The 12283-nt window shown below is 40.1% G+C and carries 12 protein-coding genes; 6 read left to right on the forward strand and 6 right to left on the reverse strand.

Annotation, left to right across the window (positions count from 1 at the left end; translation table 11 throughout):
- Positions 1-16 precede the first annotated feature (16 nt).
- Entirely contained in the window at positions 17-607 is a 591-nt protein-coding gene (locus ACOQON_RS06770) for a tetratricopeptide repeat protein (RefSeq protein ID WP_420578166.1), read from the forward strand.
- Here ACOQON_RS06770 and ACOQON_RS06775 read toward each other — a convergent pair whose 3' ends face one another.
- Genes ACOQON_RS06775 through ACOQON_RS06785 form a run of 3 tightly spaced genes read right to left on the reverse strand, consistent with a single transcriptional unit; the run spans position 608 to position 2831 of the window.
- Positions 608-2026, reverse strand: a complete 1419-nt coding sequence (locus ACOQON_RS06775) for a Na+/H+ antiporter NhaC family protein (protein ID WP_420578167.1) — start codon at positions 2024-2026, stop codon at positions 608-610.
- Between the two features lie 18 nt (positions 2027-2044).
- Positions 2045-2590 carry a DUF4136 domain-containing protein gene (locus tag ACOQON_RS06780; protein WP_420578168.1) on the reverse strand — a complete coding sequence of 182 codons (546 nt, stop codon included), beginning with the start codon at positions 2588-2590 and terminating at the stop codon, positions 2045-2047.
- A gap of 28 nt (positions 2591-2618) precedes the next feature.
- Entirely contained in the window at positions 2619-2831 is a 213-nt protein-coding gene (locus ACOQON_RS06785; protein ID WP_420578169.1) for a hypothetical protein, read from the reverse strand.
- Between the two features lie 172 nt (positions 2832-3003).
- Between ACOQON_RS06785 and ACOQON_RS06790 the strand changes: the two genes are divergently transcribed.
- The gene (locus ACOQON_RS06790) at positions 3004-3813 is read left to right on the forward strand and encodes a hypothetical protein (RefSeq protein ID WP_420578170.1); all 810 of its coding nucleotides are present in this window, start codon (positions 3004-3006) and stop codon (positions 3811-3813) included.
- Positions 3814-3817: 4 nt separating this feature from the next.
- On the opposite strand, the gene ACOQON_RS06795 is transcribed toward ACOQON_RS06790, so the two are convergent.
- The 3 genes from ACOQON_RS06795 to ACOQON_RS06805 all read right to left on the reverse strand — a co-directional run bounded on the left by ACOQON_RS06795 (position 3818) and on the right by ACOQON_RS06805 (position 8643).
- Complete coding sequence (locus tag ACOQON_RS06795; protein ID WP_420578171.1) at positions 3818-5209, reverse strand: sodium-dependent transporter; 1392 nt, start codon at positions 5207-5209, stop codon at positions 3818-3820.
- 79 nt (positions 5210-5288) lie between these two features.
- Positions 5289-6719, reverse strand: a complete 1431-nt coding sequence (locus ACOQON_RS06800) for a TonB-dependent receptor (RefSeq protein WP_420578172.1) — start codon at positions 6717-6719, stop codon at positions 5289-5291.
- 115 nt (positions 6720-6834) lie between these two features.
- A complete protein-coding gene (locus ACOQON_RS06805) occupies positions 6835-8643 on the reverse strand; it encodes an acyl-CoA dehydrogenase family protein (RefSeq protein ID WP_420578173.1) in 1809 nt (602 codons plus the stop codon).
- A gap of 227 nt (positions 8644-8870) precedes the next feature.
- Between ACOQON_RS06805 and ACOQON_RS06810 the strand changes: the two genes are divergently transcribed.
- The 4 genes from ACOQON_RS06810 to ACOQON_RS06825 all read left to right on the forward strand — a co-directional run bounded on the left by ACOQON_RS06810 (position 8871) and on the right by ACOQON_RS06825 (position 12281).
- Entirely contained in the window at positions 8871-9287 is a 417-nt protein-coding gene (locus ACOQON_RS06810; protein WP_420578174.1) for a DUF2141 domain-containing protein, read from the forward strand.
- A gap of 1 nt (position 9288) precedes the next feature.
- The gene (locus ACOQON_RS06815; protein ID WP_420578175.1) at positions 9289-10344 is read left to right on the forward strand and encodes a sensor histidine kinase; all 1056 of its coding nucleotides are present in this window, start codon (positions 9289-9291) and stop codon (positions 10342-10344) included.
- Entirely contained in the window at positions 10341-11096 is a 756-nt protein-coding gene (locus tag ACOQON_RS06820) for a LytR/AlgR family response regulator transcription factor (RefSeq protein ID WP_420578176.1), read from the forward strand. The genes ACOQON_RS06815 and ACOQON_RS06820 overlap by 4 nt, the downstream gene beginning before the upstream one ends.
- Positions 11097-11177: 81 nt before the next feature.
- On the forward strand, positions 11178-12281 hold the full coding sequence (locus ACOQON_RS06825) for a fatty acid desaturase family protein (RefSeq protein ID WP_420578177.1): 1104 nt from the start codon (positions 11178-11180) through the stop codon (positions 12279-12281).
- Positions 12282-12283: the final 2 nt, after the last annotated feature.

Raw genomic sequence — 12283 nt, forward strand, 5'->3', positions numbered from 1 at the left:
GACTTTATACGATTTTATGAAATACACAATTTATACGCTGATTATTTTGTTCGTAGTAGCTTGTAACACCCAAGACTCTCTTAGCGGGGATGATTACTTTGATGACGGTGAATATGAACAAGCGATAGACGCATACACTTCTTACCTGGAAACGCATCCAGACCATGTGAAAAGCCTCTACAACAGGGGTCGGTCTTATGAGGAAATTGGAAAATCAGTGGAGGCCGTTCAGGATTTTGAAGCGATTATTGAGCTGGATCCAAAGAATATCAATGCGTATTTGAGTCTTGCAAAGATTTCATATAATAGCAGAGAGTTTAGCAAAGTACTTGTCTATACCGGATCAGCTATCGATTTGAATGAGAACATGGCACAAGCCCATTTTTTGGCAGGCAGAGCTGAGCATCAGTTAGGATATTTTGATCAGGCCCTTGAATCATACAATAACGCAATTGCTATCAATCGCGATTTCGGTGAGGCATACCTGTATCGAGGTGCGGTTAAAGTAGGAAAAGAACAATTCCGCTCAGCTTGTGAGGATTTTAGATTTGCCAGGTCGCTAGATGTTGCAGACGCTGATAAGGCCATTCAGGATTATTGTAAATAATCAGATAACAAATCCAGTTATAAGGTAACAAATTACGGCCAGCCCCCCGGTGAATAAAGCGTAGGGTAGTTGGGTCCTTACATGATCGATATGATCACAGCCAGATGCCACTGAGGCAATGAGTGTCGTGTCGGAGATAGGGGAGCAGTGATCACCGAATACGCCCCCTCCAAGAACAGCAGCAATCACCAAGTATAAATTTGCATCTACAGCAAAACTGAGTGGAACGCCAATTGATATCATAATTGCAAATGTTCCCCATGATGTTCCTGTTGCAAATGCAATGAAACTGCTAATGATAAAGATCAAAGCCGGTGCTACCTCCGGAATGAGCCATGATGAGGTCACTCTGGAAACATAGATGCCGGTACCTAATTCATTACACAAATTCCCAATCGCAAAGGCTAAAACCATCAGAATAGCCATGATCAACATGTCATTCATACCTTTAAATGATTGATCAATAAACGTTTTGATTGTCAGCATCTTTTGGAAAGCATACATGGCCGCTGCGGTTAAAAAGCCCGTAAAGCAGGCGTTTAGTACTGCTTCTGAGCCTGATCCGTTACTGATACTAAACCAAACTTTATCCAGAAAACCACCTGATGTACTCGGATCCCATCCTCCGTATATTAAAAAGAAGGGCATTGATAATACCATTACGGCAATCGGAATGATCATGTTTAGAGGTGAGGAAATTTTCCCCTTCGTTGGATCAATGTCATTTCCTTCATCATCAGGTAATTGTTTGACGACACGCTTCATTTCACCAAAGTCTTTTCCTGAAAGCGAAAGCCAAAAAACAAATATGAGCGTAAGAATCGCGTAGAAATTGAAAGGAATGGAGTAAACCAAAGTTGTAAATGGGTCTACACCAGGAAAGGCTACTAATAAACCCATAACATAAGCACCCCATGCGTTTAATGGGAATAAAACACATGATGGCGCAGAACTGGAATCTGCCAGATAAGCCAATTTCTCTCTTGGGATTTTATGTTTGTCAAACAAAGGCCTGAATATCGTGCCAACTGTCAAAATGGAGATATTTGACTCCACGAATATGAGGAAACCGGTGAGAGCGGAGGTGGCCTGGATTTTTCCTTTTAGATTTTTCTTGCCCGAAAGACGTTTTTGAACCCATTGAATAAAGCCGTTTATACCCCCGGAATATTTAATCAATTGAATCAGTGCACCAATGATTAAGGTAAGAATTATCGTGCGGGTATTTCCTTTACTTTGAAATACATCGACAAATGCAGTAATGGTTGAGAGTAAGCCTTCAAAGACATTGCCTCCCTGTATGATGAGGTAGCCAACGAAAATTCCTAGTGAGAGTGAGAATACAACCTGTTTTGTTTTGATCGCGAGTCCAATTGCGAGCAGGGGGGGCACTAAGGACCAAAATCCGTAATCTGTCATTCCGTGGTTTCTTTCTCTTTACTTTTCAATCATTTTTAAAGATTCATCCTGTTCGGCAGATAGCGCCCTGTAAGGATAGGTCGTGAAGATATAACCTACACCTCGTTCAATGGCCTTTACAATTCGTTTTTCTTTCTTTTCCTGGCGTAGATCATAGCTCCCCTGCCATACTAGTTTGTTGTTGGTGTCAAATAATTCCAGCAGAAGAATAGATTCATATATGGTTCTGGTAGTTATTGAAAAAGATTGATAATAATAAGGATTAATCTGATTATTGCTATTGATGTCTACTCTCGTATTGGAGGTCACTTCATAGCGAAGGGTAAGGTCGGGCGAGATATTGGATACTTCATAACCCCTTCTTTTCATTTGTTCATGAATGTTCTCTTTTATCAAGTCAAAGATCTGCGTGTTTTCAGGAGTGACATTTTTAGACTCTGACTTGGTCGTTACCAGGCGATATGTTTCGAACTGCTTAAACTTAGCTTTTTCGTTGACATATGAAACCACCTTGGGATTGCACCCGGATGATAAGACTAGGAGGATTATTAACCATTTTTTCATTGATGGCTAATTTATGAATTAACTCGAATTAAAGATTGAGAGTAAGAGAATTAGTGCGAGCCACGTTCAATGAATTCAAAATCTTAGTAGCGATAAAGACGGTCTCGGTGTTGAATTCATGCAGCACCTCGAATCTATCCTGATTTTGGCTGATGGTAGCAGCCGAATGATATTCAAGGTAAGGTCCAATCTCATACATTTGAGAATCTGGATTAAACCATATAAGAAGTGTATCTGTCATGATATTCTCTTTTCTAATACGGCTGGTTGAAAAATAAAAATATGAATAAATAATCTTGAGTTAGTTCAACTAACGAATATTTTAGATGGGTTATTACGTGTACTCATCGAAATAATTCATACTTTTCATATTGATAGCATCATGTTTGGAGTGATAAAGAGAAAAATAAAAAATGAGTAGAGTTGTGTTTTTTTTGGCACTTATAGTCATGTGCCCAAGTGCAATTTTTTCTCAGATAACCCCAAAAATTGAGACAAACCTTGCTGGCGTATATCAGGGCAAGACACTCTTTATTCAAAATCCATTTGATAAGAGTGATAGAAGGTTTTGCATCGAAAAAATTTATATAAATGAGAATGAAGTTGACATTAATTACAAACTCAGCGCTCTGAAAATTGATTTTGACGGTTATGATCTTTACACGCCTGTGAAGATTCGTTTAGTCCACAAAGATTCGATATGTGCTCCAACAATCATTAACCCAGAGGCTATTCTTTTCCACACGATTTTTCGTTTTGTGGACGTTTCATTGACTGATAGTGTCCTGATCTGGAGTACCAAAGGGGAGTCCGGCAAAGGGGAATTTGAGATTGAAAAATTAAGAAATGGCGTTTGGGTTGATCAAGAAGTGAGAGAAGCCCTGGGAAGATACGAGGGAGCAGAATACAAGTTCTTTCCCAACCTGGAAGAAGGGGCTAACAAGTACCGCATCCGATACAATTTTCCTCCTGGACGAAGAGTAAATTATTTATACTCCAGGGAAGTTGATTTTGATTTCTATCCTGAGCCCGTTGAGTTTAACCCTAAGTCCGCCAAGACCAGGGTTTACCTCTCCAGATACACACACTATGAAATATATAACGCAGGCCGGGAACTCGTCCTGGAGGGACTGGGAAAAGAAATAGATGTAACTGTCCTTAGGCAAGGACAGTACGTTATCTACTTCAATGGAAGAGATCCAGGGACTTTCATAAAAGAGTAGCTTTCTAGAAGAAGTTTACTCCAAAAAACCTTCCAAGGAACGTGAATATGAAAACGAGTGTCAAAAGGATTGGACACAGGTAGCTGACCGCAAAATCAATGTATTTTTCTTTCCATGTCCCTTCCAAATTCGGATTTCCAACACGTAATTCCTCAACCAAGTTATTTTTCTTCCACACATATGCAGCAAATATGGTGATGAGTACTCCACCTAGTGGCAATAATGTATCTGATCCAACATGCTCAACAAACGTCATAAAACTGGAAGGTGCAGAGGCACCTACATAGGTAATGAAGTTGGTAAACAATTCTGAGTAACCGTTCGAGATAAGTGAAGGAACTCCGAGAAGGAAAATAAGAGTAGCTATAATCCAAACGGACGTTTTTCTATTTGCTTTAAACTCATCAACGACATACGTGACCGGCACCTCTAGCAGTGAAACGGTGGAAGTAAGTGCGGCAAAAGATAGTAAGAGGAAGAATAGTGCTCCTACGATCATTCCCAGTGTTGATCCGAGTGATTCAAATACTCCCGGGAGTGTAACGAAAATTAGTCCGGGCCCTCCGGTAAACCCTTCCATTGTTCCATTGGTTAGATAGGCTACAAAAGGGAACATCATTAGTCCGGCAAGGAATGCAATGCCGACATCAGTCAACGTGATGTACGCTGCAGATGAAACGATATTATCTTCTTTAGAGATATAGCTTCCGTATGTTATCAAGGCGCCCATTCCCAGTGAAAGCGAGAAAAATGCTTGACCAAGTGCATTGTAGATGACCTCAGGAGTAACCTCACTGAATTCTGGAATCAGGTAATAGGAGATACCCTTCATCGCATTAGGCAATGATGAAGCGTAAAAGGTGAGGAGCAAGATCATAATCACCAAAGACGGCATCAGAAACTTAGCTGCCTTTTCAATGCCTCCTGAAATTCCTTTTGATACAATGAAAGCAGTGACGCCCATAAACACAAGACCGTAAAGACCCACATTTATTACATCATTGGTGAACTGAGAGAAGTTTTCACCAATACCAAAATTACCTCTTACCATTTCAAGGAAGTAACCAAATGCCCAGCCTGCTACGACATTATAAAAAGAAAGGATTAGCACCCCACTGAGGATACCCATCAAACCCAGGAACTTCCAGTTTTTAAAACCTAAAGCAGCATAGGCACCTACTGGGTTTTTCTGTGTTTTTCTACCTATAGCTATCTCCGTGACCATCACAGGAAAGCATAGGATGAAAGCAAAAGCCAGATATATAAGAACGAATGCGGCTCCTCCACCATCAGCTACTTCGAATGGAAATTTCCATATGTTACCAAGTCCAACTGCTGATCCGGCTGCTGCCAGAATGAAACCAAGTTTGCTGGAAAAGTTTCCGCGCGTGCTCATATATTGACGTTTAGTTTTTGATTAAAGCGCCAAATATAGCAAAAGGAAGATACCCGCAAAGGGCATTTTTACGGTCGGTTTAAATCAGGTCTTCCTCGTCTACCTCTATTTCATATGGGTAGTTAAAAAGATGATTTGCTTTGATTGCTTCAGCCACACGATTTGGTACCATTTGTTGCCAGCCCTCCTCATCATTCTGAATCATTTCCAATACCTGATCAGAGATGATATGGAGGTTCTCTGTCTTCGCATCAGGAATGCTGAGAATCTTGTGATTTTCTATGAAGTAGTAAAACAGACTCTGAAGGTGCCGCTCCGGTTCAAAGTCATTCCCTGTTTTTATATCACCAGATTTAGAATCTATGATCGGGTAGACGAAGAGCTTCACATTGCTACCAAACAAACGAGCAAATGACTCCAGAATGCCCCCATCCAGGTTTTGGTAGTATTTCTCATCGAAAATCTGGGTGAGATTATTCATTCCAATTATGATGCCTAGTGTCTTGTCTTTAATAAATTGAGAAAGATAACCAGCCAGTTTATAGTGCTCCTGATAGTTAGATATCATCACATTTTGTCCAAGCGAACACAATAGGTCAACTCGATCCAGGTAGTCCTGCTCATCCAGTTCACCTGCCAGTGTGAGGTCTTTTAATGTGATTTCAACCACAGAGATGATGTCCTTTGTATGTCCAAGCTCTTTTTTGAATGCCCGCATACCGGTGATCATCATGTCCACATTTACATGAGTGACAGGCCTAAACCTACCACGCAGGACGATAGCATTTTTACGATAAATAATCTCTGAAGGGAGAACTACATTCTTATCAGGGCCAAACATTGCGACCTTAGTGAGCCCATTTTTAACAAGCTTCAGCGTCATTAGTCGGTTATCCACGTGATGGAAATCCGGACCGGAAATACTAAACATGTCAATTTCCAGGCGATCTTTTCTCACATTGTCAACCAGTGAATCGATGATTTCTTCTGGTGTATTGAATGTGTAGCATGAGTGAATAAGGTTGACTCCTACAATCCCCAATACCTGCTGCTGCCACTCCGCATCACGGTCTTTTAGCGTAACGTGGATGATACACTCGTTAGGCTTTGTCTGGGAATGTTTCTGAAAACGAATACCCATCCAGCCATGTCCAACATTGCTCCTGTTGTAATTGATGGTCTCAACAGTATTGGCAAAAGCAAAGAATGTACTTTTTTTGGCTCTTTGAGTCAGGCGCTGATCCAGCAGGGTGTACTCACGGTCCAGCATTCGAAGAAGCTTTTCTTTCGAAACATACCGATCACATTTGCCATATATGGCATCACTAAAAGTCATGTCATAGGCGGACATGGTTTTCGCGATCGTTCCGGATGCTGCTCCTGCTTTAAAAAAGTATGCGGCTACTTCCTGCCCTCCACCGATTTCGGCCACTGTGCCGTAAATGCGTGTATCAAGATTCAGCTGTAAAGCTTTCTCTTTTGTGGTTAATTTCTTATCGAATTCTTCCATTGTCTGGATGCTGTTGCCTCCAATACAAAGCTATTTTGAAAAGTGCCCAAAACAAACCTGTATATAAAAAAACCGACCAACGGCCGGTTTTGTTAGTTACGTAGAAAGAGCCTTCTTAGTTATACAATGAGTAAGGAAATTTATTCTCCTTGATCATAACATCAGCAACGGCGTGTCTCAAGACTTTGGTGTTTATAGGATCCACCTTGGTAAATCGCTTCATACCCATTAACATAACCCTGAGTTCATCGCCTTCCGCAAAGCAGGCAACAGCCTCATCGCCAGCATTTTTGATTCTTGCCACAGCCTCATGCAGATAAAGCTTAGCCATATTTTGGTATAGTGAGCTTCCCTCTTCACCATATTGTTCCATCAGCTTTTCTGTCCTGAGTAGGGTAGACTCTACTACGTATACCTCAATCAGCATATCGGCAAGACTCATTAACACTTCTTGCTCTTGATCCAGCTTCGGCCCAAATTTTTCAGCGGCTTTTCCGGCCGCCATCAATACTGCCTTTTTCAAATTCTTTACAACCTCTTTTTCTTTAGCCAATGGCACTGAAAGATCAGGTGTTTCAAAAGAAGGCACTCCTGTTAATTCCTTACCAACTTCCATTGCAGGACCCAACAGATCAATCTCACCTTTCATGGCTTTCTTGAACATCATACCCACAATCAGCATGCGGTTGATTTCATTCGTTCCTTCGTAGATTCGGGTAATTCGCGCATCTCTGTATGCACGGGCCATTGGTGCCTCTTCTGAGAAGCCCATGCCACCATATACCTGGACTCCCTCATCTACGCAATAGTCAAGTACCTCTGATCCGTGGATTTTAATCATTGCACATTCTATGGCATACTGCTCTACACCCTTAAGTTTTGCTTGAGTAACGTCCATGCCATCTGCGATCAATTTATCTATTAGATCTTCGATATTTTGACCAGCTCGGTAAGAGGCAGATTCCGTAGCGTAAGTTTTAGTTGCCATTTTAGCAAGCTTTTGCTTGATAGCTCCAAAGCTGGAGATAGAAACCCCAAACTGCTTTCTTTCATTTGCATACTGAGTGGATTTTGAAGCAACATCTTTACATCCATTGATACAACCTGCTCCAAGTTTTATCCGTCCGATATTTAGGATATTCACAGCTATTTTGAATCCATTTTCTCGCTCGGAAAGTAAGTTTTCAACAGGCACTTTCAGGTCATTGAAGAATACCTGACGGGTGGATGAACCTTTAATACCCATCTTTTTCTCTTCATCATTCATGGTGATGCCATCCCAGCTTCGCTCGGCAATAAATGCGGATAGTTTTTTGTCATCATCAATCTTCGCGAAGACAATCATGACATCTGCAAAACCTGCGTTTGAAATCCACATTTTCTGACCATTGATGATGTAGTGCTTACCATCATCAGAAAGAACAGCTTTGGTTTTTCCTGAATTTGCATCCGAACCTGAATCCGGCTCAGTCAGACAATAGCATGCTTTCCATTCACCCGTAGCAAGTTTTGGAAGGTATTTTTTCTTTTGGTCTTCAGTTCCATAATAAAGGATGGGGAGGGTGCCAATTCCTGTGTGAGCACCATAAGCAGTAGAAAATGATCCGGCAGAAGCCATCATATCGGCTATAAGCATTCCGGTATTGAAACTCATACCTAACCCGCCATATTCTTCAGGAATGGTTACACCAAGTAGCCCTAATTCACCAGCTTTATCCATCAAAGAAGGCATTAGGCCTTCCTCCATGTTTTCAATTCTCTCAGTATTTGGGTTAATCTCTTTCTCTATGAAATCCATTGTGGCGGCTGCCATCATCTTTTGCTCTTCTGAGAATTCTTCGGGAATGAAGATATCCTGAGCATCGGTTTCTTTTATTAAGAATTCACCACCTTTTAGTGCGGTTTTTTCAACTGCTGCTTCCATTTTATTTAATATCTATTTTTTTTGTTGCCTTTAAATACTCTGCATGCATAACAAATATAAAGAAAATACTCTGCATGCATAACATATTTTAAAATATTTTAACTCCTGCTTTTACTAATATTGCCTTTCCAATACCGATCTACAATTCAACCCTAAAATTCGACAATTGGGTAACACCAAATTGATTCTGAGTACCACAGGATTCAGCTTTGAAGAAAAACAAAACAATGAAAAGACTATTACTACTCTTATCCATTTGTACAATGTTTCTCCCGGCTTTTTCTCAAAAGCACTGCGAGCTTGTTGTCAAGGTTGAAAATATCAAAACAATAAAGGGCTCACTTATGATTGCAGTTTATGATCATGAGGACAGGTTTCTTTCACAGGAGGTTGTAAGTGAGGGGAAGCCTATCAACGCTAGCTCAATGGCGTTTTCATTTAAGGGCTTGGGTTCAGGGGTTTATGCAGTATCCATATATCACGATGAAAATGATAATGGCAAGCTGGATGCTAACTTCATGGGGATTCCATCAGAGCCTTATGCTTTCTCAAACAATGCAAAAGGGATGTTTGGTCCGCCAAGTTTTGAAGATTGTCGATTTGAGGTTAAAAGTGCTGTTCAGGAGATTGTAATAAGCCTTTGATATGTCAGGTTCAGATAGCTTTGCAAATAGTTCATTCAAAATCAACTGGCGAAAAGAACTAAAAGAAGGTTTATTGATTTACCTTTTTGGTGGTATCCTGCAATTCTTGCTATGGGGCAACTTGGATTTGGGTGTATCTTCCCTAATCATCAATTTTACATATAGTGGCTTTATGTGGGTTATGCTATGGAAAGGGAGCGAGGCTTCTGTGGTTATAATGAATGCTCTGTACAGTTGGCAGGATAATCCAGTGAAGAGGTTCATTGCTAGCTTCTTTACAATAGTTCTATATACAGCCTTCGTAGTTTACTTCTTAGATTTTGGTTATGATGTAATTGTTTTTGGAAAAAGCGCATTAGAAGCCATACAAAAGTTAAACGGAGCTCCGCTAATTACTACCATTCTGGTCAATCTTGCTATCAATACTTTTATGCATGGCCGTGGCTTCTTACTCGAATGGCGTCAGGCCGCCATTGATAATGAACGACTTAAAACGGAGCAGGTAGCTTCTCAATATAACAGCCTCAAAAATCAGGTAAACCCACACTTCTTATTCAATTCACTGAATGTGCTAAGCTCTCTCGTCTATGAAAATCAAGACAAAGCGGTTGAGTTCATTCGTAAGCTTTCCAATGTTTACAGATATGTGTTGGATAGCAAAGACGAGGAGGTGGTATCGATTCATGATGAGATGGAGTTTGTGAAGAACTTCGCATTTCTCCAAAAGATACGGTTTGGTGAAAACCTGCAAATCAAAATAGAGGAGGCAAGTAGCAATACCTATGTTCCACCCTTGGCCATACAGGTTTTAGTAGAAAATGCGATCAAACATAATGTGGTGAGTGAAAAGGACCCTTTACATGTAGCCATTGATTTTGAGGAAGACTTGTGTACTGTGAGGAATAATTTAAAAGAAAAGAAAGTAAAAGATTCAACTGGTATTGGTTTAGAAAACTTAATCGCCAGGTATGAATATCTAACCGACAGGAAGGTTTCGGTGGAGAAAGGAGTGGATTATTTTCTTGTGAAATTACCATTGTTAAAACTTAAGAAATGAGATACATAATCATAGAGGACGAACAACTGGCAGCAAAAAGGCTAAGATCACTTATTGAGGATGTAACGCCCAATTATGAATTTGTAGCCAAGTTTGATTCTGTAGAGTCTGCATCTATTTCTCTGCCTGCTTTGAGTTACGACTTATTGTTTATGGATATTCAGCTAGCGGATGGTTTATCCTTTGACATTTTTGATCAGATTGATATTCAAAAGCCCATCATCTTCACGACTGCTTATGATGAGTTTGCCTTAAAAGCGTTCAAAACAAATAGTGTAGACTATTTATTGAAGCCAATCGCAGAGGATGAATTAGCAAATGCGATCAAGAAATTTGAGAAAAACTTCAATAAACCTAAGCCTGCCCCTGTAAGTAGTGACCTTGAAAACTTGATGAAAGCGCTACAGCCGAGCGGCAAAGAACGATTTGTAGTAAAAGTGGGAGAGCACCTGAAAACAGTGGATACTCAGGATATTCAACTTATTTATAGTCAGGATAAGGGGACCTATCTTTTCACCAAGGCAGGCAAGCGGTTTTTAGTGGATTACACACTTGATAAAGTGGAAGAGATGGTTAGTTCTCAACAATTCTTTAGGATTTCGAGAAAATTCATTGTTCATATCAACTGCATCAAGGACATTATTGCCTTTACTAATTCTCGCCTGGAAATTGTTATTGACCATTTTGATGAAGATCAGATAATCGTTGCGAGGGAGCGCGTTGGTGACTTTAAATCCTGGCTTGACAGATAAATACGGCCATTGGTCAAATTATTTCCTCTTATCCGACGTTTCTTGGTTATCTTTGAATAAAATCAATTAGATTAATAATTAATGTCAGTAACTACAATGAGCCAAAGAGTAGTTAGGTTCAAAAACAATTTACACGAGGAGTTTAACAAGACGTTAAACCAAAGGGTAAATCAATATTTTAAAAATTCCAGATACGGTCGGTATGCGAACGCAGAAATGGTAACTAAGACCATTTTTATGTTCTTGTTATACTTTGTGCCCTACTTCATGTTTTTATTAGGGATTGTGGAGAGTGTCTGGATGTTTTACCTGATGGCTTTCCTAATGGGTCTTGGAAAGGCCGGAATCGGTCTGTCAGTGATGCATGATGCAAATCACGGAGCTTATTCAAAAAAGAAGTGGGTGAATAAAGTAGTGGGATATTCTCTAAATATAGTAGGAGGTAATGCCACTAACTGGAAGATTCAGCACAATGTGAAGCATCATACCTATACGAATGTGACAGGAATGGATGAAGATATTGCTCCAAAAGGAGGTATTCTTCGTTTTGATCCAAACACACCGGTAAAAAAACATCACAAGTGGCAGCACATCTACGCATGGTTCCTTTATGGCCTAATGACAATGAGTTGGATCATCGTGAAAGATATTGTTCAGTTGGCTGAATATACAAAAGATGGAATGTTAAAAAGACAAACTAAAAGCATCTCCGGTGCATGGGTTTGGTTGATTCTAACGAAAATATTTTATTACTCATATATTCTTGCTTTGCCTATTCTATTTTCTTCAATGGCATGGTATCATATTGTTTTAGGTTTCTTCCTGATGCATTATGTTGCAGGATTCAGTCTAGCAATTATATTCCAGCCTGCACACGTGATGGAGGATCATACGTTTGAAAACGTTGAGAATACAGATACAGTAGAAGAGAATTGGGCTGTGCATCAGTTGAAAACAACGTGCAACTTCGCGCAGAAAAATAAAGCTCTCTCATGGTTTGTTGGTGGACTTAATTACCAAATTGAACACCACCTGTTTCCTAATATCTGTCATGTTCATTACAGGAAAATCGCCAAGATCGTAAGAAAAACAGCAGAGGAATACAACATTCCTTACCGATCTTACCCTACTTTTATGTCAGCATTAGTTTCCCATGGAAAAATGTTGTACTCGTTGGGTAGATAGCA

The organism is Ekhidna sp. (genome assembly GCF_965221965.1).
In the GTDB taxonomy this organism is placed as follows: domain Bacteria; phylum Bacteroidota; class Bacteroidia; order Cytophagales; family Cyclobacteriaceae; genus Ekhidna.

Coding starts and splice junctions, on each gene's coding strand:
- ACOQON_RS06780 (WP_420578168.1), bottom strand. CDS start 2,590: ATGAAAAAATGGTTAATAATCCTCCTAGTCTTATCATCCGGGTGCAAT.
- ACOQON_RS06785 (WP_420578169.1), bottom strand. CDS start 2,831: ATGACAGATACACTTCTTATATGGTTTAATCCAGATTCTCAAATGTAT.
- ACOQON_RS06800 (WP_420578172.1), bottom strand. CDS start 6,719: ATGGAAGAATTCGATAAGAAATTAACCACAAAAGAGAAAGCTTTACAG.
- ACOQON_RS06810 (WP_420578174.1), top strand. CDS start 8,871: ATGAAAAGACTATTACTACTCTTATCCATTTGTACAATGTTTCTCCCG.
- ACOQON_RS06815 (WP_420578175.1), top strand. CDS start 9,289: ATGTCAGGTTCAGATAGCTTTGCAAATAGTTCATTCAAAATCAACTGG.
- ACOQON_RS06805 (WP_420578173.1), bottom strand. CDS start 8,643: ATGGAAGCAGCAGTTGAAAAAACCGCACTAAAAGGTGGTGAATTCTTA.
- ACOQON_RS06820 (WP_420578176.1), top strand. CDS start 10,341: ATGAGATACATAATCATAGAGGACGAACAACTGGCAGCAAAAAGGCTA.
- ACOQON_RS06775 (WP_420578167.1), bottom strand. CDS start 2,026: ATGACAGATTACGGATTTTGGTCCTTAGTGCCCCCCCTGCTCGCAATT.
- ACOQON_RS06790 (WP_420578170.1), top strand. CDS start 3,004: ATGAGTAGAGTTGTGTTTTTTTTGGCACTTATAGTCATGTGCCCAAGT.
- ACOQON_RS06825 (WP_420578177.1), top strand. CDS start 11,178: ATGTCAGTAACTACAATGAGCCAAAGAGTAGTTAGGTTCAAAAACAAT.
- ACOQON_RS06770 (WP_420578166.1), top strand. CDS start 17: ATGAAATACACAATTTATACGCTGATTATTTTGTTCGTAGTAGCTTGT.
- ACOQON_RS06795 (WP_420578171.1), bottom strand. CDS start 5,209: ATGAGCACGCGCGGAAACTTTTCCAGCAAACTTGGTTTCATTCTGGCA.